At 67.9% G+C, this 21859-nt stretch carries 26 protein-coding genes and 6 pseudogenes; 17 read left to right on the top strand and 15 right to left on the bottom strand.

All coding sequences use genetic code 11. The annotated features are described in order from the left end of the window. Positions 1 to 384: 384 nt before the first annotated feature. Complete coding sequence (locus OG306_RS01260) at positions 385 to 864, top strand: hypothetical protein (RefSeq protein WP_266752979.1); 480 nt, start codon at positions 385 to 387, stop codon at positions 862 to 864. A gap of 466 nt (positions 865 to 1330) precedes the next feature. Here the strand turns inward: OG306_RS01260 and OG306_RS01265 are convergent, their stop codons facing one another. The 3 genes and pseudogenes from OG306_RS01265 to OG306_RS01275 form a co-directional block, all read right to left on the bottom strand. Next, positions 1331 to 1945 (bottom strand): HAAS signaling domain-containing protein, encoded by a 615-nt coding sequence (locus tag OG306_RS01265; RefSeq protein ID WP_266908833.1) that lies wholly within the window; start codon positions 1943 to 1945, stop codon positions 1331 to 1333. Next, positions 1942 to 2316 (bottom strand): PadR family transcriptional regulator, encoded by a 375-nt coding sequence (locus OG306_RS01270; protein ID WP_266360896.1) that lies wholly within the window; start codon positions 2314 to 2316, stop codon positions 1942 to 1944. The genes OG306_RS01265 and OG306_RS01270 overlap by 4 nt, the downstream gene beginning before the upstream one ends. A 61-nt stretch (positions 2317 to 2377) precedes the next feature. Next, a pseudogene (locus OG306_RS01275) lies at positions 2378 to 2581 on the bottom strand (transposase family protein); the annotation flags it as partial. 178 nt (positions 2582 to 2759) lie between these two features. Between OG306_RS01275 and OG306_RS01280 the strand changes: the two are divergent. The 3 genes from OG306_RS01280 (at position 2760) to OG306_RS01290 (ending at position 5139) form a co-directional block, all read left to right on the top strand. Continuing rightward, on the top strand, positions 2760 to 4076 hold the full coding sequence (locus tag OG306_RS01280; RefSeq protein ID WP_323184085.1) for an ice-binding family protein: 1317 nt from the start codon (positions 2760 to 2762) through the stop codon (positions 4074 to 4076). A 366-nt stretch (positions 4077 to 4442) separates the two neighbouring features. Further along, the gene (locus tag OG306_RS01285; RefSeq protein WP_266752984.1) at positions 4443 to 4793 is read left to right on the top strand and encodes a hypothetical protein; all 351 of its coding nucleotides are present in this window, start codon (positions 4443 to 4445) and stop codon (positions 4791 to 4793) included. A 133-nt stretch (positions 4794 to 4926) separates the two neighbouring features. Continuing rightward, complete coding sequence (locus OG306_RS01290; RefSeq protein WP_327259577.1) at positions 4927 to 5139, top strand: DUF6233 domain-containing protein; 213 nt, start codon at positions 4927 to 4929, stop codon at positions 5137 to 5139. 115 nt (positions 5140 to 5254) lie between these two features. Here the strand turns inward: OG306_RS01290 and OG306_RS01295 are convergent, their stop codons facing one another. Both OG306_RS01295 and OG306_RS01300 read right to left on the bottom strand, forming a co-directional pair. Further along, positions 5255 to 6376 carry an IS630 family transposase gene (locus OG306_RS01295; RefSeq protein ID WP_266752985.1) on the bottom strand — a complete coding sequence of 374 codons (1122 nt, stop codon included), beginning with the start codon at positions 6374 to 6376 and terminating at the stop codon, positions 5255 to 5257. 34 nt (positions 6377 to 6410) lie between these two features. Next, positions 6411 to 7814, bottom strand: a complete 1404-nt coding sequence (locus OG306_RS01300) for an RCC1-like domain-containing protein (RefSeq protein ID WP_266752987.1) — start codon at positions 7812 to 7814, stop codon at positions 6411 to 6413. Between the two features lie 277 nt (positions 7815 to 8091). Between OG306_RS01300 and OG306_RS01305 the strand changes: the two genes are divergently transcribed. Together OG306_RS01305 and OG306_RS01310 are read left to right on the top strand one after the other, a co-directional pair. After that, positions 8092 to 8397 carry a transposase gene (locus tag OG306_RS01305; protein WP_371665051.1) on the top strand — a complete coding sequence of 102 codons (306 nt, stop codon included), beginning with the start codon at positions 8092 to 8094 and terminating at the stop codon, positions 8395 to 8397. 322 nt (positions 8398 to 8719) lie between these two features. Further along, positions 8720 to 9114, top strand: a pseudogene (locus tag OG306_RS01310) (bifunctional DNA primase/polymerase); the annotation flags it as partial. Here the strand turns inward: OG306_RS01310 and OG306_RS01315 are convergent. From OG306_RS01315 to OG306_RS01335, 5 genes are all read right to left on the bottom strand, one after another. Further along, on the bottom strand, positions 9014 to 9385 hold the full coding sequence (locus OG306_RS01315) for a hypothetical protein (protein ID WP_266752989.1): 372 nt from the start codon (positions 9383 to 9385) through the stop codon (positions 9014 to 9016). The pseudogene OG306_RS01310 and the gene OG306_RS01315 overlap by 101 nt on opposite strands. Then, the gene (locus tag OG306_RS01320) at positions 9382 to 10212 is read right to left on the bottom strand and encodes an IS5 family transposase (RefSeq protein ID WP_266908839.1); all 831 of its coding nucleotides are present in this window, start codon (positions 10210 to 10212) and stop codon (positions 9382 to 9384) included. The genes OG306_RS01315 and OG306_RS01320 overlap by 4 nt, the downstream gene beginning before the upstream one ends. Next, positions 10205 to 10414 (bottom strand): hypothetical protein, encoded by a 210-nt coding sequence (locus OG306_RS01325; protein WP_266753302.1) that lies wholly within the window; start codon positions 10412 to 10414, stop codon positions 10205 to 10207. Before OG306_RS01325 ends, OG306_RS01320 begins: the two co-directional genes overlap by 8 nt. Further along, a complete protein-coding gene (locus OG306_RS01330) occupies positions 10408 to 10974 on the bottom strand; it encodes an amidohydrolase family protein (protein ID WP_266752996.1) in 567 nt (188 codons plus the stop codon). The genes OG306_RS01325 and OG306_RS01330 overlap by 7 nt, the downstream gene beginning before the upstream one ends. A 231-nt stretch (positions 10975 to 11205) precedes the next feature. Beyond that, positions 11206 to 11358 carry a hypothetical protein gene (locus OG306_RS01335; RefSeq protein WP_266752997.1) on the bottom strand — a complete coding sequence of 51 codons (153 nt, stop codon included), beginning with the start codon at positions 11356 to 11358 and terminating at the stop codon, positions 11206 to 11208. Between the two features lie 38 nt (positions 11359 to 11396). Between OG306_RS01335 and OG306_RS01340 the strand changes: the two genes are divergently transcribed. After that, positions 11397 to 11660: a hypothetical protein gene (locus OG306_RS01340; RefSeq protein WP_266907967.1), complete on the top strand. Its 264-nt coding sequence runs from the start codon at positions 11397 to 11399 to the stop codon at positions 11658 to 11660. Positions 11661 to 11780: 120 nt separating this feature from the next. Here OG306_RS01340 and OG306_RS01345 read toward each other — a convergent pair whose 3' ends face one another. Further along, positions 11781 to 12410, bottom strand: coding sequence for a TetR/AcrR family transcriptional regulator (locus OG306_RS01345; protein WP_266752998.1), 630 nt, complete (start codon positions 12408 to 12410; stop codon positions 11781 to 11783). Between the two features lie 153 nt (positions 12411 to 12563). On the opposite strand from OG306_RS01345, the gene OG306_RS01350 reads away from it, so the two are divergent. The 3 genes and pseudogenes from OG306_RS01350 to OG306_RS01360 all read left to right on the top strand — a co-directional run. Then, entirely contained in the window at positions 12564 to 13781 is a 1218-nt protein-coding gene (locus tag OG306_RS01350) for a beta-ketoacyl-[acyl-carrier-protein] synthase family protein (protein WP_266752999.1), read from the top strand. A gap of 62 nt (positions 13782 to 13843) precedes the next feature. After that, positions 13844 to 14047, top strand: a pseudogene (locus OG306_RS01355) (hypothetical protein); the annotation flags it as partial. 106 nt (positions 14048 to 14153) lie between these two features. Next, positions 14154 to 14300 (top strand): annotated as a pseudogene (locus OG306_RS01360) (ATP-binding protein); the annotation flags it as partial. A gap of 172 nt (positions 14301 to 14472) precedes the next feature. Here the strand turns inward: OG306_RS01360 and OG306_RS01365 are convergent. Next, positions 14473 to 14604 (bottom strand): hypothetical protein, encoded by a 132-nt coding sequence (locus OG306_RS01365; RefSeq protein WP_266752969.1) that lies wholly within the window; start codon positions 14602 to 14604, stop codon positions 14473 to 14475. An 82-nt stretch (positions 14605 to 14686) separates the two neighbouring features. Between OG306_RS01365 and OG306_RS01370 the strand changes: the two genes are divergently transcribed. Continuing rightward, positions 14687 to 14977, top strand: a complete 291-nt coding sequence (locus OG306_RS01370; RefSeq protein ID WP_266752968.1) for a hypothetical protein — start codon at positions 14687 to 14689, stop codon at positions 14975 to 14977. A gap of 9 nt (positions 14978 to 14986) precedes the next feature. On the opposite strand, the pseudogene OG306_RS40855 reads toward OG306_RS01370, so the two are convergent. Together OG306_RS40855 and OG306_RS01375 are read right to left on the bottom strand one after the other, a co-directional pair. Further along, positions 14987 to 15199, bottom strand: a pseudogene (locus tag OG306_RS40855) (hypothetical protein); the annotation flags it as partial. Between the two features lie 66 nt (positions 15200 to 15265). Continuing rightward, entirely contained in the window at positions 15266 to 16378 is a 1113-nt protein-coding gene (locus OG306_RS01375) for a serine hydrolase domain-containing protein (protein WP_266908841.1), read from the bottom strand. A gap of 934 nt (positions 16379 to 17312) precedes the next feature. Between OG306_RS01375 and OG306_RS01380 the strand changes: the two genes are divergently transcribed. Then, complete coding sequence (locus tag OG306_RS01380) at positions 17313 to 17690, top strand: hypothetical protein (protein WP_266908843.1); 378 nt, start codon at positions 17313 to 17315, stop codon at positions 17688 to 17690. Positions 17691 to 17699: 9 nt separating this feature from the next. On the opposite strand, the pseudogene OG306_RS01385 reads toward OG306_RS01380, so the two are convergent. Further along, positions 17700 to 18059: pseudogene (locus OG306_RS01385) on the bottom strand (transposase); the annotation flags it as partial. A 16-nt stretch (positions 18060 to 18075) separates the two neighbouring features. On the opposite strand from OG306_RS01385, the gene OG306_RS01390 reads away from it, so the two are divergent. The 5 genes from OG306_RS01390 to OG306_RS01410 all read left to right on the top strand — a co-directional run bounded on the left by OG306_RS01390 (position 18076) and on the right by OG306_RS01410 (position 21784). Continuing rightward, positions 18076 to 18477 (top strand): transposase, encoded by a 402-nt coding sequence (locus tag OG306_RS01390; RefSeq protein ID WP_371665052.1) that lies wholly within the window; start codon positions 18076 to 18078, stop codon positions 18475 to 18477. Next, on the top strand, positions 18474 to 19361 hold the full coding sequence (locus tag OG306_RS01395; RefSeq protein ID WP_371665053.1) for an IS3 family transposase: 888 nt from the start codon (positions 18474 to 18476) through the stop codon (positions 19359 to 19361). The genes OG306_RS01390 and OG306_RS01395 overlap by 4 nt, the downstream gene beginning before the upstream one ends. Then, positions 19318 to 20709, top strand: a complete 1392-nt coding sequence (locus OG306_RS01400) for an IS1380 family transposase (RefSeq protein WP_266749819.1) — start codon at positions 19318 to 19320, stop codon at positions 20707 to 20709. Before OG306_RS01395 ends, OG306_RS01400 begins: the two co-directional genes overlap by 44 nt. A 46-nt stretch (positions 20710 to 20755) precedes the next feature. Beyond that, entirely contained in the window at positions 20756 to 21043 is a 288-nt protein-coding gene (locus OG306_RS01405) for an IS3 family transposase (protein ID WP_266752964.1), read from the top strand. A gap of 186 nt (positions 21044 to 21229) precedes the next feature. After that, entirely contained in the window at positions 21230 to 21784 is a 555-nt protein-coding gene (locus OG306_RS01410; protein ID WP_266752963.1) for an SMI1/KNR4 family protein, read from the top strand. Positions 21785 to 21859 lie beyond the last annotated feature (75 nt).

The following is a 21859-nucleotide window of genomic DNA, read 5'->3' on the forward strand; positions in this document are numbered from 1 at the left end:
CCTTCCGGCTCGATCGGCCCGAGCATTGCCGCTGCCCGGCCCTTGGGTGGGTGGTCGTCATCGTCTCGTCTCCTTCGCTGCCCCAAGCCCGGGGCGTTGATCGAAGGAGCAGCGTGCAGGGGTACCCCTTGACCGCGGTCTGACGGTGGCCGGTAGCGAGGCAGGTCAAGGGGAAGCGGGGCGTGCGCGCCCGGGCGGCGGATGCGGTCAAGGGGTCGGTGGCCGGGTCCGCCGCCCGGGCCGACAAGCGGGAAAATATCCGCTTTCTCCATGCGCGCCCGTTTCGTGCGTGCGGGTGCAGATCTCTGTCCACAGGCCCGCGATCCGAGCATCACTTCTGAGGCCGCCGCGATCAGCGCTCCGGCCCGTGTATGAGGAGCCGTCATGCCTGAAACCACCGCCACCGAGATACTCACCCCGATGCACCCGGACGACGTCTTCAGTGCGTTCGCCTACATCCGGGCCGTGCAGGCCCGCGACATCGACACCGCCTCCATGGTGGTGAAGGAACTCGGAACGGAACTGCACTGGCTGCTCCTGGACATCGCCGAACGCGTCATCGTCCCGGTCACCGCCCTGGACGACCAGAACGAGGAACTGCGCGCAGACCCCTTCGCCCTGGAGGCGCTCGGCCGGATACTCCTGGAAGTCCTGCGTGACGGCGACGCCCTGTGCCCGACAGTCGGCACGGCCATCGCCCGCACCGTCATCCGCTTCGCGGAGAAGATCCTCACCGAGGAGGGCCAGGACGTCGCCGATGTGCTGGCGCAGCTCCAGGCCGCAGGCGTCGAACAGGCGATGCAGGTAATGCGGGCGTACGGTGCGCCGGTCGGCACTCACCCGGCAGGTGCCTCCGCCGTGTAGTGCGCACCGGGGACGGCGATGGTGAGCACCGCGTGCATCGGGTGCCCACCATCGCCGCGCGATGAACCGTGCCGGGTACTTGATCTCGCGGTCGGCGGCCCCCTATCACACGCCCCCTTGACCGTGACCTGATCGACGGCCAGGACACGCTGTGTCAAGGGGAATCGTGCCGGGCGGCAAACCTGGTCAAGGGGTGGCCGGGTGGCGTACGCACCGGTGCGGTGCGCAACACCGCGTGCGGTGCGCCGGGTGCGCGCGAGAGTGAGCCTCCGCCAACTTGAAACCGCAGCTCAAAGGGCTGGTGTGACCAGCGCTCGGGGTGCTCACGCTGGTCGTGGGCGGCTGTCTGCGGAGTAGATCGTCTGACGGAACGGCCGTTTCGCTGTTTCCAGGTCAGGAGCGGTGCCTGATGCGGTCTAGGTCTGCGCCGAAACGTCCTGGTGGACCGGGACGTCGGCGGCCGCGCTCAGGCGCGGCGGGCCCGCCAGAGCCATACTGCCGTGCCGACCATCAGGGCGAGGCTTCCCAGGTTGCCCAGGAGGGCCGGGACTTCGCTCGCCGCCCGGCCGCTGATCAGGTTCCAGGTGACGATGACGGTGGTCGGCACGATGACGGTGAGCAGCACGCCGGTGGTCTTCTGGACGGCGGTCCAGTGCACTGAGGTGCAGAGAAGTACCGCGCCGGTGACACGGAACAGGAAGCCGAACACCGGGCCGGGGTCGAACGCCGCGTCGGGGCCGATGGAGAAGATCATCGTGAAAGGCAGCGAGAGGGTGAGCATCAGGAGCGGGACCAGGGGGTGCACCTTGCCGCGCCGGGCGGGTGCGTCCACGTCGCTCTGGGCCGGGGTGCCGGTGGTCCCGTTCCCCGCCTCGGCCAGTGCCATCGCCGCGATCGTGCGGGGGTCCCCCAGCTCCGCGAGTATCTCGCCGATCGCGGCGTCGGGACACTCGGTGCGCGTCACCTCGATGTGTTCGGCGAGGTCGGCGAGGAGTTCCTGGCGACGGTCGGCGGGGAGTGCGGAGCTCTCGCGTTCGACGGCGGAGAGGTAGTCGCGTACGGGGTCGGCAGAGGTCTTCATGCGGGGTCTCCGGTGGAGGGGTGCGGGGTGGTGAGGAAGGCGTCGACGGCGTTGCGGAAGCCGGGCCAGACGCGGGTGAACTCGTCGAGTGCGGCCCGGCCGCTGTCGGTGAGCGCGTAGTAGCGACGGGGTGGGCCGGAGGCGGACTCCTGCCAGGTGGTGGTGACCAGGTCGTCGCGGCGGAGCCGGGAGAGCAGCGGGTAGACCGTGCCCTGGCTGGTGGCCAGGGCACCGGAGTCCTCCAGGGCATGGAGGAGTTCCACACCGTAGCGGGGGCGGTCCCGCATCAGGGCGAGTACGCAGTACTCCAGGACGCCCTTGCGTAGCTGAGCGGCTGCCCGGGCCTGCTTGGTCGAATCACCTGGTTCCATGCGATGCAAGATACCTGGTGGGGCAAGCGGATAGGAAGGGGGGTCCCCTTCCAGAGCGTCGTCAGCGGTTGATTTCGAGGTTCGTCAGGACGAGCAGGGCACGCAGGAGGTAGGTGGCGCGGGCGGGATCGGCGCGGAGCTTGGTGAGGATCCGCCAGTTCTTGAGGTGGGCGAAGCCGTGCTCGACGGGTGCGCGTCCGACGGCGAGGACACGGTTGGCGGTCTTCTGGCCGGGGTGAGTTTGTCCGCGGGTGGTGCGCCGGTGGTGCTGCTTGACGCGAAGCGCCGAACGCGCGTCCGTTGCGGGCGACTTGAGCTCCTTGAGTTATTGACATCGGGTTGAACCGGTGTGCTACTTGATGTATTCGCACCGCTATGTCGTCGGAGGAAGAGCTGGTTCGAGACGCGCCCCGTCCGTCGGCGATGGACTCAGGGGAGCCCCTATGCCAGTCTCGCCGAACCAAGGATCCACCGGCGGGGGCGACGCGGTGACCCTCACCGGCAGCCACTTCACCGGCACCACCGCCGTGCACTACGGCACCCGCCAGGCGACGAGCTTCACGGTCGTCAGCGACACCACGACCGACACCATCACCCCTTCCGGTCACGGCGCCGTCCCGGTCTCCGTCACAACCGCCGGCGGAACGGGGATTGTGGGCACCTTCTTCTACCTGCCGCCGCCCTCCTTCCGCATCGACCCGCCTCCCGCAGGCCCCCTGGGAGGCGGAAATACGGTGATCTTCACCGGCCTCGGCCTCTCCACCACGAGCGAGGTCAGATTCGGCACGCAGACCGCCGTGTTCACCGTCGACTCCGACGGCCAGCTCACCGTGACCGTCCCAGCGGCGGCCTCCGCGGGTCCGGTAGGGGTCACTGTCACCACCAGGGGCGGAATCGCCAGCGGAGTCATCTATACCTATCTCAACTCGCCTTCCGTAACCGTCGTCACCCTCGAGTCGGGACCAGTGGACGGCGGCAATCTCGTCGTCATCACCGGGACCGCGTTCACCTACACCACCAGCGTCACCTTCGACGGCACCCCCGTCCTCTCCTTCCGGGTCGCCTCCGACACCGAGATCGACGCCGTGGTGCCCGCCGGGGCGCTCGGGCCGGCCGATGTCTCCGTCACCACCCTCGGCGGCACCACCACCGCTTCGAACGCCTACACCTATCTGGGGCTCTTCGCGGTCCTGGGCGGAGCGTCGGTCACAAACACCGGCCTCTCCAACGTCACCGGAGATCTCGGAGTGAGCCCGGGAGTGTCCATCACCGGATTCCCGCCCGGCCAGGTCAACGGAAGCATCCACAACTCGGACGCCGTCGCCGTCGCAGGCCATGCCGACCTGGTCACGACGTACAACGACGCCGTCGGCCAGATCCCGGACGGCAGCATCACCGGAGACATCGGCGGCCTCACACTGACCCCCGGCGTCTACAACGCCGCCTCTTCCATCGCGCTCACCGGCACGCTCACGCTGGATGCCCAGGGAGACCGCAACGCCGACTGGATCTTCCAGATCGGATCGACCCTGACGACGGCAACCGCGAGCCACGTGCTCCTCATCAACGGCGCCACAGCCAGGAACGTCATCTGGCTGATCGGCAGTTCAGCCACTCTGGGCACCGGCACCGACTTTGCAGGAAGGGTCCTGGCCCAGACCTCGATCACCGTGACCACCGGCGTAACGGTCAACGGCCAGGTCCTGGCCATCGACGGCTCTGTCACTCTGGACACCAACACCATCACTCGCCCGTGGTGAAGTTCGCCGTGCAACCGAGGCGCACGCCAGCCGCGTCCCCCAGAAACTCGACCGGCACCCCGGACCTCCAAACAGCCGATCAACACGACTGCCGAACATTCCAAGGCCGCAGAAGACCAGGTCAAAGCCCGTCCGAGCATCGGAAGGGCTGAGCGCCGGTTTTCCTCAGCCCCCACAAGCAGGCTTGTAAGGACCTTTCACCGCATGGCCACGCTCGTTGGTTCGCGATCAGCATGGCCAGATCATCCAGCTAGGTCAGACACAGCCCAGTACGGCTCTGACCAGGGTGGCCAAGGTTCGAGTGGCCCCTGTGACGAGGTGCGGCGTGCCCTCGCTTCGATATTCGAACAGACGTACCATTCTGATGTGTCTACGTACGACTTCCCGCAGGACCTGCGCGACGCCCAGCTCGCCCTCCATCAGACCCGTGCCGCCTACGAGCAGTACGCCACTACCCTGCCGTGGTCGGCAGTGCCGATGCCGGGCTGGGAAGGCGAGAAGCAGCTGCACTCCGGGTACCAGTCCCGCAAGGACGACTCCCCCGGTTACACGGAGGAACAGGCCGCTGAGGTCACCCGCTTCCGGAAGCGGCTTCTGGAGCTCAGCATCACCGTGTCCACGCACCCTTTCTGGGATTCCGTGGACGGCGGCAGCCGTGTCGACGCCCGGATGGCGCTGAAGCACGTCCACGAGCAGCCCGAGGACGAGGCGGCGTAGCCCGTGTCCGACCCGTCGCAGATATCCCGCCTGGACAAGCTCCGGGTCACCCGGGAGTACCTGGCGTATCAGGTGCAGCGGATGGATCAGACGATCCGGGACCTGGAGGCTGCTGAGAGTCAGGAGCGGCGCCGTGCGGAGCTGGCACGCGCCGACCCAGGGGTGGAAGATTCAGCCCAAGCGGGGCGAGGCGCCCCCGGTGCTGCACCGTGGTGGCTGCGCCGTGTTCGGGGCCAAAGACGGGCATCGGATCAATCGCACGGAGGCGCGGCTTGCGGTGACACATGAGACGTACATCGTGAAATGCGCGATCTGTTCTCCGGAGACGGGGCTGCTGCCGGAGTAGGCCCGGGCGGTCATTTGATGTCGTCCGGGGCGAGGTCGGGGCGCAGGCGGTGCCAGGAGGGGTGGCGTAGTCGGCCTGCTCGGGTCCGGGGCAACGGCCATCCGCCACGCTCTGACTAGTGTCCTGCGCCGGAGATCCGTCGGCAGAAGCGGGCGAGGGAGTCGAGGATCTCCTCGGCCGTCTTGGTCCAGATGAACGGTGTTGGGTTTTCGTTCCACTCCTTGACCCACGCACGGATGTCGGCTTCCAGGGAACGCACGCTTTTGTGGGAGCCGCGGCGGATCTTCTGGTCGGCGAGGAAGCCGAACCACCTCTCCACCTGATTGATCCAGGACGAACCGGTAGGGGTGAAGTGCAGTTGGAACCGGGGGTGTTTGGCCAGCCACGCCTTGATGGCGGGCGTCTTGTGGGTGCCGTAGTTATCGCAGATCAGGTGGACCTGGAGATGCCCGGGAACCTCCTTTTCGATCTTGATGAGAAACTTCTTGAACTCCGCTGCCCGGTGCCGACGGTGCAGCGAGGTGATGACTTCGCCGGTCGCGACGTCGAAGGCCGCGAAGAGGGTAGTCAGACCGTTACGGACGTAGTCGTGGGTGCGACGCTCGGGCATGCCCGGCATCATCGGCAGCACCGGCTGAGACCGGTCCAGCGCCTGGATCTGCGACTTCTCGTCCACCGACAGCACTACCGCCCCTTCGGGCGGATTGAAGTACAGCCCGACCACGTCGTAGACCTTCTCCACGAACAAGGGGTCCGTCGACAGTTTGAAGGTGTCCGTCAGATGAGGCTTGAGATGGAACTTCCGCCAGATTCGGCCCACGGTCGACTTCGACAGCCCACTGCGGTCGGCCATCGACTTGCGCGACCAGTGAGTGGCGTTCTTCGGCATCTCCTCCAACGTGCTGACCACGACGGCCTCCACCTGGTCGACGCTGATGGTGGGCGGCCGGCCCGGCCGGGGCTCGTCCACCAACCCGTCCAGCCGGGCGGCCAGGAACCGCCGGCGCCACTTGCGGACCGTATCCGCCGCTACCCGAAGATCCCGCGCCACCACAACAATCGGCGGAACGTCAGGACCTGCACACGCCAGCACGATCCGCGCCCGTAACGCCACCGCCTGCGCAGACGTCGCCCGCCGGGCCCAACGCTCCAACACCGCACGCTCGTCAACGGACAACAACAACGGTTCCAGCTTCGGACCACGACGCGGTGCGGGCACACCCGCAGAAACACTCATACAGGAACTAACGATGGATCTCCGGCGCAGGACACTAGTGGCGGGCTCGCTGATCGTCGACCAGGGCCAGGCTGTGCTGTCCGCCTGCGGTGATGGTGCGTACGTGGGTGAGGAATCGGCTGCAGGGGGCTGTCTGGCCGGGCGCGCACACTCGTACCGGCGTGTTCCGGTTGGTGGTGGTGCCGTCACCGAGCTGGCCGAAAGCGTTGTCTCCCCAGGTGAGGGCGGTGTCGTCCTTGCCCAGTGCCAGGCTGTCCCGTCCGCCTGCGGTGATGGTGCGTACGTGGGTGAGGAATCGGGTGCAGGGGGCTGTCTGGCCGGGCGCGCACACCCCCACGGGCGTGTTCCGATTGGTGGTGGTGCCGTCACCGAGCTCACCGAAAGCGTTGTTTCCCCAGGCGAGGACGATGCCGTCCCTGCGCAGCGCCAGGCTGTGGTTGCGGCCTGCGGCGAAGGTGCGTACGTGGGTGAGGAATCGGGTGCAGGGGGCTGTCTGGCCGGGCGCGCACACCCACACCGGCGTGTTCCGGTTGATGGTGGTGCCGTCACCCAGCTCACCGAAAGCGTTGTCTCCCCAGGCGAGGACGCTGCCGTCCCTGCGCAGCGCCAGCGCGTGAGTGCGGCCTGCGTCGATGGCCACCACATGGGTGAGGAACCGTGTGCAGGGGGCCGTCTGTCCGGGAGCGCACACCGGCACTGGCGTGTCCCGGTTGGTGGTGGTGCCGTCACCCAGCTGACCGGAACCATTGTTTCCCCAGGCGAGGACGCTGCCGTCCCTGAGCAGCGCCATGCTGTGGCCGCCGTGTGCGGAGATGGCCACCACGCCGGCGAGGAACCGGGTGCAGGGGGCCGTCTGGCCGGGCGCGCACACCGGCACCGGCGTGTCCCGATTCATCGTGGTGCCGTCACCCAGCTGACCGCCGGCGTTGTCTCCCCAGGCGAGGACGGTGCCGTCCCTGCGCAGGGCCAGGCTGTGGTTGGTGCCTGCGTCGACGGCCGCCACGTCGGTGAGGGATCGGGTGCAGGGGGCTGTCTGTCCGGGAGCGCACACCGGCACCGGCGTGTTCCGGTTGGTGGTGGTGCCGTCACCCAGCTCACCGAAAGCGTTGTCTCCCCAGGCGAGGACGATGCCGTCCCTGCGCAGGCCCAGGCTGTGGTCGGTGCCCGCGGCGATGGCCACGTGGCTGAGGAATTGGGTGCAGGGGGCCGTTTGTCCGGGCGCGCACACCGGCACTGGCGTGTCCCGATTCATGGTGGTGCCGTCACCCAGCTCACCGCCGCCGTTGTCTCCCCAGGCGAGGACGGGGCCCCTCGGCTTGCCGTGGTCGGCCACAGCGGTCTGCCGAGCGCCCGGGGACGCGGCGGTGGCCATCAGGGCCGCTACGGCGACGGCGACAACGCGCCTGCGCAGCGGCCTGCCATGGCGTGCGAGAAGCATGGGAATCCCTTCATGCAACTGGTCGGGGACCGGGCTGCGGACCGCGCCCTCCGAAGATGCCTGATCGACTTGCACTCATCAGACAGATGTGCCACACGCCTCGACGATTCCTCGCTTTATAAGAGGTAATCCGCCGGTATTTCGCCCTGATGGACCTGAGAAGTGGCCTCCAGCTGGGCCGCGGCCTCGGCCTCAGATGCGGGGCGGCCGGCCCGGCACAGGTCGCTGGGGTGCAGCGGTCGGGTTGGGCAGGCGCGCGCCGCGGTATCCGAGCGATATGACCGACGCGGAGTGGGCGGTGGTCCGGGCGGCAATGCCGGTGCCGGCATGGCTGGAGGGCCGGGGCGGGCGCCCGGAGGTGCATTGCCACCGGGAGATGATCGACGCGGTGCGGTACTTGGTCGACAACGGCGCCAAGTGGCGTTCGCTGCCCGTGGACTTGCCCTACTGGCGGGCGGTGTACGACTTCTTCCGCCGCTGGCGCCGTCACGGCTACGTGCGCGAGCTCGGGCGGCGCTGCTGTTGGCGTACGGGTTGGCGTAGACCGTCTCCGTTCTCGTGCGCCGGTGAACGTGGCTGTTGATGTCAGGCGTTGATGTCAGGGTGCCGTCCCGTTTCCGCTGGTCATGTCGTCGTTAGCTCCCGCTTCCGCCCGCTGGTGCGGCACTTCGAGGGGCGTTGCCGTATATCCGTGGCACCCCCCATAGGGGCCAACAGGCAAAAGGTCATCTGGCAGGGCTAGCTCACCCGCCCGGCGTTGAGCAAGCCACCCCGAGCGTCTGTGGGACGGTGCCTCGGTACGTACGTGCCGGAACCCCAACCGTTCGTAGTACGCGTGCAGCCCGGTATTCGTGCGCCACGTGTCGATGCGGACCCAGGTTCGTCCTTCCAGGGCGGCGAGCCCCGAACGGGCCTGCCCCGGCACCGGACGCTGCGCGGGAGGGCACCGCAAGCCCGAGCAGCGCGCCACCACCGACCCCGCGCTCATCCACGCCACGTGGGCAACGCGGCCGTACAACGTGGGCATTGCCACCGGTCCGGCCGGGCTGCTCGTGGTCGACCTGGACGTGTGCAAGCCCGAAGAGCCGAAGGAGCGCCTGACAGCGCAACGTCCTTTGCGGCGCTCTGCGAGCGCACCGGGCAGACCGTCCCGGCCACCTACCGGGTGCGGACCGCGCGCGGCGGGGAGCACCTGTACTTCACCGCCCCCGCCGGGGTGCGGCTGAAGTGCAGCGCGAACCGGCTCGGGCCGCACATCGACACCCGCGCGTGGGGCGGCTACGTCGTCGCCCCCGGCAGCGGCCGGCTTCGGTGAGGGCGGTGAGTATCTGCTGGTAGGCCGGGTGGTCCGGCACGTCGGGGCGGGGCGTCTCATCGGCGGGTGCCGGAGCCGGGATGGCGAGGAGGGTCTTGCGGGTAATGCGCAGGTTCTCGCTCTCCGCGTCGAGTTCGCTGAGGCGTGCGGTGAGTTCCTCGACGCGGGAGCGGAGCTGTCCGGCCTGCTCACCGAGTTCGCGCTCACGGGCCTCGATATATTCCAGGACGGCGCTGATCTGCGGGTTCTCAGTCACGCTGTCCTCCAGGCGGGGACGGTGGCGTCGGTGAGCCGGCGGGCCATGACAGAGGTCATCGCCCAGAAGACCCGAGAGCGGGAACTGGCGAGACGGTGTTCGTAGTCGCGGACCAGCCGCCGGTAGAACATCAAGATCCCATTCGTCTGCTCCACCACCCACCGCTTGGCCTGCGGGACAAACCCCTCGTCGGCCGGGTTGCGTTCGACGATCTCGACGTCGATGCCGTGTTGTTTGCCGTGCTCAACGACACTCTTCTTGAAACCCTGGTCGACCAGAGCCTTACGCACCGTGTCGGTCTGTTCGGCCACGCCGTCCAGCAGCGCGATACCGGCGGCGTTCTCGTGCGCGGAAGCTGGCAGCACGACGGCCTCGACGACCAGGCCCAAAACGTCCACGGCCAGGCATCTCTTGCGGCCCGGCACCCTCTTCGCGGCATCCCGGCCCGTCGTAGTGGACGGCACACCGACGGCGGCATGAATACTCTGCGTGTCCAGAACGACGAGGCTCGGGTCGGCTAATCGCCGCTTCTTCTCCCGCAGCTGCCATCGGAGAAGATCGTGGATGGTCTGGTCGGTACCGTCGTCGCGCCATTTGTAGAAGTAGTACTTGACCGCACCGGCGGGCGGCAGATCGTGGGGCAACAGGTCCCACTGGCAGCCGGTGCGGTTCTGGTACAGGATCGCGTTCACGATCTCCCGCATCGCGTATCTGCCCTGGTGACCACTGACCGACGGGTGCCCGGCCTTCCAAGCACTGATCACGGGCTCGACCAACACCCACTGCTCGTCGGAGACATCACTCGAGTACGGCTTGCGATCACCCATCTCGCCACCCAAGCGAATCCCGAACGCTTGACCGGCCATGATGCCCCAACATCACCCCATCGAGCGATGACAACCCGGACATAAATTCACGTACCGCACTCTCATACGGGTAGTCGACGGAGAACAGGACGCGGTCGGTGCCGATTTCGCCGATGGTGTCGTACAAGGTGCGGGTGTGGAAATGCCCGCTGGTGGTCAGCACGAAGAGTACTCGCTGACCCGCCGCTTGGCCGCGCCCAGGCCGGCGCCCTCCCGCTGCTTGTGCAGCCGGTGTTCCAGCCGGGGCAGCAGGAAGGGCAGACCCTCGCCGAGGTGGCCCAGCACGATCTGGATGTCCGGGTAGGTGTCGAAGAGCCCGGACAGCATGAGCCGCACCGCGTGCGTTGCGGTCTCGTGCCCGAACCCCCAGGCCGAACCCACCAGGGATTCGTATCCCTGGTACGGGCGTTGCACCGCGGGCAGCGGCTCGCGCGGATGCAGGTACACCGGGACAGCGAGGTGGGCGACCTTGTCCCAGAGGAAGCGCCCGGTCGTGGTGCTTCGTCCTGTGGGTCGAGCTTGGTGAAGTTGACATCGAGGTGCGGCTCGTACGCCTCCGGGGCCAGGTCGAGCTCGTGGGTGGAGTATTCGCCGAACCGCATGATCTTCTCGGTCAGGTCGGGCGAGACCTCCGCCAGATCCTCTGGGTCGACCTCGGCCTGCAGTTCGCGGACCGCGTAGGAGCGCAATGGGCTCGTGTGCCCTGGTGGCCCGCGTATGCATCACTGGAGAAGAGCCCGCTGTCACGCTCCGCCCTCAAAACCGCGAGCTTGCGGTTTCCCCTCGTCTGGGATGCAACGCGCGGCGAGCGTGACACCTGCGATGACACCCCGGAAGGTAGTGTGATAATGGACGCGCGGCTGACAAGCGAGATCCCTACGGCGCTCGGCATCGCGAGCAACTGAGTACCCGCAGGCAGCAGGAACCACGAGATCGTCGCCGGCTCTCGCACGTCTACAACGGCCCGACGATGCTGACCGGGCGCTGGTGGCCGCGCTGGGCGAGCTCGAAGCCGATCCTGTCGGTACCTCGCCGGGAAGGTTCGGGTTCGATGAACCGGAGCTCGCTCTCCACCAGGCGGAAGCCGATCTCGTTCTCGGACGTCATCAACAGGCCCGTACCCGTGCCGAAGCGTCCGCAGCAGCGTGCCCGAACGGTACGGGCGGCTGGGCGGCTGGGCGGCTGCCACCCTCGTCCTCGCACAGAGCGAAGCTCTCGGCCAGCCCCAGTACGCCGTCCAACGCGCCCTTCACGTTTTCGACCACGTCCCCGCTGCCCGGCTCCGCTCCACAACCCGCACCCGCCTCCACAAACTTGCCACAGCGCTCCCCGCCGGACACGCAGCCGACCTCACCGAACGGCTCGGTACTCTCCCCGTAGCCATCGACCACCACGGACACGCCCTCTGAGTCCCTCAGCGACGTTCAGCTCGGCATATCCGCTTTGTGCCCATCCGCGTGTTCGGCAAGAGCGTCGAGCGCGCCGGCGGTGAGCTCTCGATGACGACGGCAACGACGAGTGAGCCCGGCTCAGCGCTCCAGGTCGCCAGGCATGGTGCTCAGCCCGGCACGAGCCGACGGAAGCGGCGGAGTGGCAGTCATCCGACGGGCCAAGCCAACGAGGTGCTGACGCAGGTCAGTATGCTCGTCGGCCGTGGAGCCGAGGATCAGTCGGGTGATCTGGGGAAAAGCGGAGGGCAGTACAGCAATCCCGATGAGAGCCAAAAGGGTGCCTGCAGCGCGATCGTCCGGCTTCGTACCCAGCGCTGCGGCCAGTGTCTCCACCATTTCCTGGTAACGGATCGACCGCTGCCGCTCGGCTGGCAGGCAGTCTCCGTCGTATTGCAGGGCTTCCCACATCATCAGGCGAAGCAGTTGAGGATTGCGCTGGTGGAGGTCGTAGATCCGGCCGACAAAGTCGGCCAGATCCCCGGAAGGTGGTCCCAGCAGAACGGCGTGCTCGTTGAGGGCCTCGGAGACGACAGCGGCGAAGAGGTTCTCCTTGCTGCCGAAGTAGCCGTAGATACGTTCCTTGCTGACGTCCGCCCGCTCCGCGATTCGGCTGACGCGCGCGCCTGCCATGCCGTGGGCGGCGAATTCCTCACGGCCTGCGGCCAGCAGACGGTCACGGGTTCCTACTAGTTGATCACTTCTCGACATGGCGCAACTCTACATATCCAACCAGACGGTTGGTTGGATATGTTGTGGATCACAGCGGCACCCGATTGTCCGCCTCAGCCGCTGACCGCTGCGCGCGGCCGGTTGGAGGACAGCCAGCGGCGGCCATCTGATGCGCTAGGAGACGAGGAAGTCATGGCAGACGCAGGTGTGTGGGTTACCGGCCTTGGGGCGACCACACCGCTGGCCGGCGACGTTGCAACGACGTGGTCCGCGATGTTGGCCGGAAAAAACGGAGTCGCCGTACTTGATGACCCGTGGGCTTCTGCATTGCCGGTCCGCCTGGCGGCTCGCATGCGAGTGGACCCTGCAGCAGCCATGCGACGAACAGAGGCCCGCCGGATGGACCGGTGCGAACAGGCAGCGGTCGTGAGCGCCCGTGAAGCTTGGGCCGATGCGGGACGTCCCGACGTCGATCCGGAGCGGCTGGCTGTCGTCATCGGCACCGGTGTTGGAGGTGTGCTGTCCTTGCTTGAGCAGGACGATATTTTGGAGGTATCCGGGCCGCGCAAGGTCTCTCCCCACACCGTGCCGATGTTGATGGCCAACGGCCCGGCTGCCTGGGTAAGCATTGATCTGGGAGCTCGGGGCGGAGCACACACCCCTGTCAGCGCGTGTGCATCCGGGGCAGAGGCCATCGCCCTGGGCCTGGACCTGATCCGTCTCGGCCGTGCTGACGTGGTCGTAGCCGGAGGAACCGAGGCATGTGTGCACGGACTGCCCTTGGCCGGCTTCGCGCAGATGATGGCCCTCGCCACGACGAACAACGAACCCGATAGTGCGTCCCGTCCCTTCGACTCGGAACGCAATGGCTTTGTGCTCGGTGAGGGTGCTGCCGTCCTGGTGCTGGAGCGCAGGGATTTCGCCCGCGACCGCGGCGCGCGTGCCCACGGCACACTCGTTGGCGCCGGAGTCACGTCCAGCGCCCAGCACATCACGGCTTCCGACACCGCCGGGCAGGTGCGGACCATCCGCATGGCGTTGGCAGCGGGCGGCTTGGCACCCGAGGACATCGGCCTGGTCCACGCACACGCCACCTCCACTCCGCAGGGAGACCTCGCGGAGGCAAACGCCGTGGAAGAGGCCGTCGGAACGCACCCAGTCGTCACCGCTACCAAGTCAATGACCGGACACCTCCTGGGAGCGTCCGGAGCCTTGGGCGCGATCGCCACCCTCCTCGCTCTGCGGGACGGGATCGCACCGGCCACCAGAAACCTCGACAAGATCGATCCCGCGATTAACCTCGACGTTGTCTCCGATCGCCCCCGTCAAGGAGCTTGGACCGCGGGAATGGCCAATTCCTTCGGCTTCGGTGGCCATAACGTCTCCTTGGCCTTCACCACGGTCCGCTGATCAAAATCTCCTTTGCCTGCAAAGGCCACTGATTCAGCAATCATCGCCGCCCGAGTGTCGGCAAACGATGGCGAGCTCAAGCGGTCAGCGCATCACCGCCCTCGGCGTTCCATCCCGCAGTACGCCATTTCCGGCACCCGGTGGCCGGTGGTCTGCGGCTGCGGTACGTCAAGCTCGCCGCCGTCGACGAGCCGGGCCACCATCTGCTGGCCTACCTTTCCGACGACTGGGCGACGGAGGAGGCCCTGAGGGTGCTCGTCGAATGACCCGGTGCCCCTTCGTGCGGGCGGGCGCGCAGGCAGCGGTGCGGCCCGACCGCGCCGGTGGGCTGCTGTCGGGCCGCCACCCTCACCGCCACCGGCGCACCGCCAGGGCCCCTCCGCATTCCGCCTCGAATACCTTGAGCCCTATGTCGAGGCGGCCCGCACGTGGCTGCACGACGAGGCCGAGGTCGTCGACACCACGCACCTCACACCCGCCCAGACCGCCCTGCAGATCGCAGAGGCCGTCAAGGGCTGAGGCTTGATCCTCCCGCCACGCATTACCCGACATGCAGGAAGGTGGGCGGCTTGGCTGGTTGGCTGACAGCGGAGGACGCGCCGTTGACGGCGGCGAGGACGATCAGAAGGTTCATTGGCACGTTGCCGTGCAGAAATAGGGTGAGGTTCCCCCGACCTGCGGGAGGTGCTGATCAGCTGGTCAGTGCGGGTTGACGGGGCTTCAGGTTCGTTCGTTCGGTGGTTGCCTGGTTGGCGTAGTGCTTCTCCTCGAACTCGACGGGGCTGAGGTAGCCGAGTGCCGATGAACGCCGCCATTCCGACACGTGGCTCGGACGGTAGCCGTGCCTTGCCGTGCAACCCAGGCTGATAGTGAGTGATAGGCACGAAGTCTTGGAGGACCGACCGATGGCACACACTCAAAGTTCGCTGTCAACGGACATCAAGCGCCAACAGATCCGCACCTACAACCGGCTCGCCCTGCGCCCCACGATCGGGGCGGCCGGGCTGCGGCAGGACCTGATCCGGGTGTCCTGCCTGATCAGCACCCACCCGCACTGGGCGAAGCACGGCTGGAGCATGGCGGGCCGGGTCGAATTGTCCCGGGCGGCCCAGAGCGGGCCGGACGGAGTACGGGAGCTGGTCGTGCGCTGGACCGGCGAGGAGTTCTCCGTCACCGAGCCCGGGACACGACCCTGAGCGCGCAGGAGGCCTGCCTGGAGAACCGGCGGTCCCTGTCGGCGCGAGCGGATCGCGCGGGATGAGTACGCCGTGTCCGCCAGGACCACGTCCGGCCTGGCGCGCAACGGCGATCTCCCGGTTCTTCTCCCTATTGCCGAAGCAGGCCATGGCCTGGAGCCGGACCAGCTCCCCCGCAACCCTCTCGGCATCCGTCCATCCCCCACCCTGCGAATATCTCACCGCACCAGGACTACCGAAGCCATCTGCACGCTGTCCGAGGTATAGCCCGACATCGCCCGATGAGGTTCAGTAGTCGGCCAGTGGCCTCATGGTGGTGAGGGCCGCCTCGACCACTGACTCGACTCGGGCACGTTGCTGCGCGGGAGTGGCCAGGGCGTCGGGCCGCAGGGTGTAGACCGTCCGGAGGCGGTGTTCGGTGCTCGCGAAGACGCCGCTGGTCCAGCCGCCGCTGGAACCGGTCTTGCCCCAGACCTTGGTGCCGTTCAGTTCGATTCTCATCAGGCCGCCGGCACTGAAGCATGCCGCGGACGTGGGGCAGCTGGTGTTCTCGCGGGCGCTGGATACCGCAGGTACCTCGAAGAGGTGCTTCTGCTGTGCCGGCGGGAGGATTCGTCCGTCCAGCAGGGCCTTCAGGAACGCGTCGAGATCGGCCGCGGTGGACGACAGCCCGCCTTCCGCCCAGGCCCAGGCGATCGTCGGGTCCTCGGAGAGCCCGGTGTGGCGGAGGGCCAGTGGCCACAGGATCCGCCGGTCGAGCTCATGGACGAAGGGCCAGCCGGTCACCTCTTCCACGAGCAGCCCGGCAACGAAGCTGTTCAGCCCGTTGTACTGCTGGGCGTCTCCGGGGGCCGGGATATGGCCCGGGCGGGCCGAGGCGTCCGCTTCGAAGGAGGCAGCCACCACTCCGTGCGGATCGAGCGGAACCTGGACCGGTCGGGGCAGGTCGCTGGTGTGGTCCAGGAGTTGGCGTACGGTCACGTCGCCGTAGGCGGCGGGGATCAGTCCGGGCAGGTGGGGGCGGACGTGCTCATCGATGCCGATCCTGCGCTCGGCGACCAGCTGCAGCACCACGGCGTCGGTGAAGATCTTGGTCACGCTGCCCACCGGGAACCGGGCGTCCGTCGCCACTGGTCCGGCCGTCCCCGTGAACGGGGTGCGCATGCCCCGGCCGGCAACGCGTACGAGAGCCGCGTCCGTCACTCCGTCGGGGAGGGTGGACAGCAGCGTTCTCACGGCAGCAGGGTCGCGGGTGCCGGTCGAGTTGGGGGAGGAGTTGTGGGCCGTGACCGCGCGAGGCATGGCCGTGGCCGCGGGCGCAGCCGCCAGACCGGACGTGAGTGCGGCCAGAGCCACGGTGGTGACGGCGCGACGACGGAGGGCGCGGGGACGTGTGGTCATCGACAGCTCCAGGGGCGGCGAAGGCGACTCGGATCGGCGCGGTGTTCGCGCTGGACCAACTCTCCACCCGACAGCCCCCGGTGATCGTCGGTGACCACCCTGAGCCACCCCGGAGCCACCCCCGATCTGCCCTAGGGGTTACGCCCGCGTAGGCCCGGTCAGTCGAACGCGCGCAGCGCCAGCCGCACAACTCCCATGGTCCCTCGCCCGACCCACCCGAGCAGCCCTGTCTCCACGGCCAGCTCGGCGGCATCCCCGGCCGCTTCCGCCTGGTCCGGCCCGGAACGGCACTGGGAACAGGAACGAGGCCAACGACGCTTCCGCACGCCACACTTCTTGCACACCGCCATTACCCCATTCTCCCTCCTCGCCCCCGAACCGCCCGATCCGCACAGCCAGATGACTCCAAACCACGCACCCAGAGCCGGAACGGCGTCAAGCCAGTCCGGCAGCCGTTCGCCCTGGCGGCCGGTGAGCAGGGCAGCGAAGGACCGGACATGGCCGGTCAGAGCGTCGAGCTAGGGGCAGTGACTCCGGACGGCCTTGAGCTGGAGTTGCTCGGCTTCGGTAAAGGTGTCCGGGTGCCGGAGAATCCACCCCGCGACGGCCCGGGGCGAGGGCGGCCGGGCGATCACCGGCCGCGGTAAGGTGCGCTTGTCGTGCAAGTAGGCGCGAACGCGCTGTTAGCTGCCCTTGTAACCGAGCGGCACAACCGCGTACTCGCCGTCCTGCTCCTCGACATCCCCGCCGTCCGCGCACTCGCCACCACCCTCGCCCTCAAACACATCGCAGGACACGCACGCCCTCCACGTAGGAGGCTGGATGCCGGGACGTCTGGGCGCGGGCCCGAGTCACGGACGATGCGGCCCGTGACTGCGCGGCCGCGAAGTCGAGCCGGCCGTTCCGCCAGATCACGGCCTCGCCGTCCAGGGCCGTGCCTGGCCTGCAGGCCCACGCCACTGCAGAGGCGTGGTGGGCGCTGTTATCTCGCCCGCAGGTTGAGGAGCTGTTCAGAGCTGTTGTCAACGCAGCGTGGAGGCGCGAACAGGTTCGGGTTCGGATTCCCGAGGGCGGCGGCGTCGCGGCGAACTTCGCCTACGGGATTCCGGTGCATGCCTTCAACCGACTGTACGGAATCGTGCGTCCCTGCCCGGAGTTGCTTTCCCTCTCCCCCCAGCTGATCTATCAGCAGGTCTTCGCCCGTGACGCGGAGGAGGCCCGGGCTTTGGAGGCGGGCGGCCTGCGTGTCACGCACATCGCCCACTTCGACCTTGGCGGCCACGAGCCATGCCTGTCCTCCCGGGCCCAGTAAGAAGTCATCTCATTTGGCGAGTCTGCGGTAGCAGATGAGGGTGCAGGCGATGCTGGTGAACGCCAGGAAGTGCTCGGCCTTGCGTTCGTAGCGGCGGTGGAGTCGGCGGCAGCCGGCGAGCCAGGCCATGGTGCGTTCGATGGGCCACCGGTGCCGTCCGAGCCGCTGGGAAGTCTCGATGCCCTTGCGGGCGATCCGGTGCCGGATTCCGCGTCGCGAGAGCCATTGCCGAAGGTGGCGGTAGTCGTAGCCCTTGTCGGCGTGGAGCTTGCAGGGTCGGCGCCGGCGAGGGCCTCTGCGGGAGCGGATCGGAGGTATGCCCTTCACAAGTGGGATCAGGGCCTGGCTGTCGTGGACGTTGGCGCCGGAGGGGGCCTCCCCCTGAGTGGTGGACACGCTGATACTGGATCTGCTTGATCCGGAGGAAGCGAGAAGACCGCCGATGGCGATGAAGGACTACTCGGACGAGTTCAAGGCCGATACCGTGGCCCTGTACGAGTCCACACCCGGGGCGATCTACAAGAGCATCGCTGCTGACCTGGGCGTGAACCGGGCGACCCTGCGTGAGTGGGTGCTGCGGGACCGCGAACGCCGTGGCATCACCGCGGCAATTGCGAAGCCGGGCGCCCGGCCTCGGGAGGCGGTGCCGTCCGCTGATCCGGACGAGCGGGTGCGGCAGTTGGAGGCCCGGGTGGCCGAGCTCGAGGCAAGTGAGCGCAAGCTCGCCACCGAGCGGGACATCCTCCGCAAGGCGGCCAAGTATTTCGCCGGAGAGACGAACTGGTGAGGAGCCGCTTCCAGTTCGTTGACGACCATCGGAACACCTACGAGGTGAAGCGGCTCTGCCAAGTCCTGGACGTGAACCGGTCCAGCTACTACAAGTGGCTCGCCGGAGCCGAGGCCCGGGCCACCCGGCAGCGGGAGGACCGGATCCTGGCCGAGGAGATCCGCGAGGTCCACGGCGAGTCCGGCGGCGCTTACGGATCCCCGCGAGTGACAGCCGAGCTCCGCGAGAAAGGGCGGCAGGTCAATGAGAAGCGGATCGCCCGGATCATGCGGACGTTCTCCATCACCGGCATCCGCCTGCGCAGACGCGTGCGCACCACCGTCCCGGACCCGGCAGCCTCACCGGTCCCGGACCTGTTCCAGCGGGACTTCACCGCTACCGAGCCGGGGCGCAAATACATGGGCGACATCACGTATCTCCCGCTCGCAGGCGGGGAGTTCCTCTATCTCGCGACCGTGCTGGACTGCTTCAGCCGCAAGGTCGTCGGCTGGTCCATCGCCGACCACATGCGCACCGGCCTGGTCGCCGACGCACTGCGGATGGCAGCCTCGACCCGTGGCCGCCTGGACGGCGCCGTGTTCCACTCCGACCACGGAGCGCAATACGGATCCCGGGCCTTCGCCGGCCTCTGCGACCAACTCGGGGTCACACGGTCGATGGGCGCGGTCGGCACCAGCGCCGACAACGCGGCCTGCGAAAGCTTCCACGCCTCCCTGAACCCGGATCCACCGGCTCGATGCCTGTGGATAGCCTCTCCGGAAACGAGGAAGTGCCCTGTGACCTGCGATGATGGGAGTTCTTCACGCTTCCAGCACGCACAACCACGAGGGCACTTCCGAGATGCAATCTTCCCATGCCGCAGCGAGGGTCTCCGCACGGTTTGATGATCCGAATCTGGTCGGCTACGGCGGGCTGGCCCCGGTGGTGCGGCTGGCCGAGCGGTGCGGACTGCCCGCACTCGTCGACGAGCACGTCCGGCTGCCGGCCTCGACGGACGGCACCGGGGCCTTCCCCGCGGCGAAGCTGATGTCGCTGGTCGGCGGCATGGTCGCCGGGGCGGACAGCATCGATGACATGGACCGGCTGCGGCACGGTGGGCTGCCGCGGCTGTTCAGCGGGGTGCGGGCGCCGTCCACGCTGGGCTCGTACCTGCGCTCCTTCAGCCACGGACACGTGAAGCAACTGCACGCGGTGGCCCGCCGGTTCCTACCCGAACTGGCCGCGCACACCCCGCTGCTGCCCGGCGCCGACCAAGTGGCCTACGTGGACATCGACGACACGATCCGTCGCACCTACGGCTACGCCAAGCAGGGCGCCGGCTACGGATACAGCAAGGTCAAGGGCTTGAACGCGCTGATCGGGATCGTCTCCACCCCGCTGGCCGCTCCGGTGATCGTCGCCACCCGCCTGCGCAAGGGACCGTCCAACTCCGCCCGAGGTGCGGCCGCGTTCGTCGCCGAATCGATCCGCACCGCAAGAGCGTGCGGCGCGAACGGGCTGCTGGTCGTGCGGGCCGACTCCGCGTTCTACGGCGCCAATATCGTGAACGCCTGCCGGGCCCTGGGCGTCCGGTTCTCGGTCACCGTGCGGATGAACGCCTCGGTCAAGGCCGCGATCGCGGGCATCGACGAAGCCGCGTGGAAGGCGATCAAGTACCCCAAGGCCGTGTGGGACGAGGAGGGGCAGTGCTGGATCTCGGACGCCGAGATAGCCGAGACCACCTACACCGCCTTCACCTCCAAGCCGAAGAAGCAGCAGGCCACCGCCCGTCTGATCGTGCGCCGCGTCAAACGGCTCAACCCGGCAGCGGTGCCCGAGGGACAGGGCGCACTCTTCGATACCTGGCGCTACCACGCCGCGTTCACCGACTCTCCGCTCTCCCTGTCCGATGCCGAACGTGAGCACAGGCGGCACGCTGTCGTGGAACAGGTGATCGCGGACTTGAAGAACGGCCCGTTCGCCCACGCCCCCTCCGGGCACTTCCAGGCGAACGCCGCCTGGCTCGCGCTGGCCGCTCTCGCGCACAATCTGACCCGCGCCGCCGGCGCCCTGGCGTCCGCCTTCCACGCCAAGGCCACCACCGCAACGATCCGCGACCACCTGATCAACGTGCCCGCCCGCCCGGCCCGCTCCGCCCGGCGCCTCACCCTCCACCTGCCCGAACACTGGCCCTGGGCCGACGACTTCACCCAGCTCTTCGACCTCGTGCACGCGCCACCACCCACAGCCTGAGAAGCCCTGACCACCCCGCCCGCAAGGGCCCGAGACCGCCGAACACGTGGAAGAGCTGGACAGACCAGCGGATACTCCCTGCCCGAACAGCCAGATCATCTCGCCAACCGCCAAGACAACCCCGAAACGATCACTCCGGAATCAAGCCGGTGGATCCGGGCTGAAACGCGAGACCCTCCAAGGCGCCCACGACTACGGCGACTCCGATACCTGCCGCAGGACCGTCTTCGCCTGGCTGACCCGCTACAACACCCGCCGCCGGCACTCCGCCAACGGCCACCTCAGCCCCAACGAATACGAACACCACACCGCTAAACTCACGCTCGCCGCGTGATCAATAACCGCGTGCCCACCTTCACGGGGGAAGGCCCGTGCTCAGCCAAGTACGGATGAACGTGCTCAGCTCGGACCTGTCTGCCGGCCGTATTGCCGGGCCTGATGCGAGGACGGGCGCCGTTCTGTCGGTCCGTGGCGGCAGGATGCTTCCAGCACCAATGGGACACGGCAGATGGGGGCGGTCATGCCAGCAACGGCGCTGGACAAGTTGAGAGATCGGCTTGGCAAGCCGGAGTGGTGGGGCCAGGCGCGGCCGGAGTTGTGGCAAGCGTCGGAGGCCTACCTGGGCCTGGCCCTGCCGACCGATTACAAGGCGTTTCTGGACCTCTTCGGGCCCGGCGCCGTAGACGGATACGTGTGGTTGGACCGGCCGATGGACGGCAGCCACGAGGAGGCGGAACGGCTCTGGCACCAGGGGTGGCAGGGAATGAACGACCCCGAACTGTACCCGTGGCCGTTCCATCCCGAGGAGGGCGGTCTGATCAACTGGGGGCACGACGAGCAGGGCAACACGTACTACTTCCTCGCCGTGGAACCGGACCCGGACGACTGGCGCGTCATCGTCCGGAGCGAGATCGGAGAGTGGTTCGAGACCGCCGGCACCTTCACCGAGTTCCTGCTGCGGTGCTTCGAGCGGGTGGACCGCCCGCCATTCATGGCCCGCGGCTGGCCCGGGAAGGAAGCCCGGTATCACCGGAGTACGGCGGGCAACCAGCCCAGCGGAGCAGAGGCGCGCTGACGAGCGGCGCCAGCGCGCGCCAGAGAGCCCACCAGCGGCACCTGCGCCACCCCCGGACAGGCCCCCAGAACCGAG

The sequence above is a fragment of the Streptomyces sp. NBC_01241 genome (assembly GCF_041435435.1).
In the GTDB taxonomy this organism is placed as follows: domain Bacteria; phylum Actinomycetota; class Actinomycetes; order Streptomycetales; family Streptomycetaceae; genus Streptomyces.

Coding starts and splice junctions, on each gene's coding strand:
- OG306_RS01350 (WP_266752999.1), top strand. CDS start 12,564: ATGGCAGACGCAGGTGTGTGGGTTACCGGCCTTGGGGCGACCACACCG.
- OG306_RS01260 (WP_266752979.1), top strand. CDS start 385: ATGCCTGAAACCACCGCCACCGAGATACTCACCCCGATGCACCCGGAC.
- OG306_RS01305 (WP_371665051.1), top strand. CDS start 8,092: ATGACCGACGCGGAGTGGGCGGTGGTCCGGGCGGCAATGCCGGTGCCG.
- OG306_RS01265 (WP_266908833.1), bottom strand. CDS start 1,945: ATGAAGACCTCTGCCGACCCCGTACGCGACTACCTCTCCGCCGTCGAA.
- OG306_RS01320 (WP_266908839.1), bottom strand. CDS start 10,212: ATGGGTGATCGCAAGCCGTACTCGAGTGATGTCTCCGACGAGCAGTGG.
- OG306_RS01280 (WP_323184085.1), top strand. CDS start 2,760: ATGCCAGTCTCGCCGAACCAAGGATCCACCGGCGGGGGCGACGCGGTG.
- OG306_RS01295 (WP_266752985.1), bottom strand. CDS start 6,376: ATGAGTGTTTCTGCGGGTGTGCCCGCACCGCGTCGTGGTCCGAAGCTG.
- OG306_RS01375 (WP_266908841.1), bottom strand. CDS start 16,378: ATGACCACACGTCCCCGCGCCCTCCGTCGTCGCGCCGTCACCACCGTG.
- OG306_RS01345 (WP_266752998.1), bottom strand. CDS start 12,410: ATGTCGAGAAGTGATCAACTAGTAGGAACCCGTGACCGTCTGCTGGCC.
- OG306_RS01400 (WP_266749819.1), top strand. CDS start 19,318: ATGCAATCTTCCCATGCCGCAGCGAGGGTCTCCGCACGGTTTGATGAT.
- OG306_RS01300 (WP_266752987.1), bottom strand. CDS start 7,814: ATGCTTCTCGCACGCCATGGCAGGCCGCTGCGCAGGCGCGTTGTCGCC.
- OG306_RS01410 (WP_266752963.1), top strand. CDS start 21,230: ATGCCAGCAACGGCGCTGGACAAGTTGAGAGATCGGCTTGGCAAGCCG.
- OG306_RS01370 (WP_266752968.1), top strand. CDS start 14,687: ATGGCACACACTCAAAGTTCGCTGTCAACGGACATCAAGCGCCAACAG.
- OG306_RS01335 (WP_266752997.1), bottom strand. CDS start 11,358: ATGACGTCCGAGAACGAGATCGGCTTCCGCCTGGTGGAGAGCGAGCTC.
- OG306_RS01330 (WP_266752996.1), bottom strand. CDS start 10,974: ATGCATACGCGGGCCACCAGGGCACACGAGCCCATTGCGCTCCTACGC.
- OG306_RS01270 (WP_266360896.1), bottom strand. CDS start 2,316: ATGGAACCAGGTGATTCGACCAAGCAGGCCCGGGCAGCCGCTCAGCTA.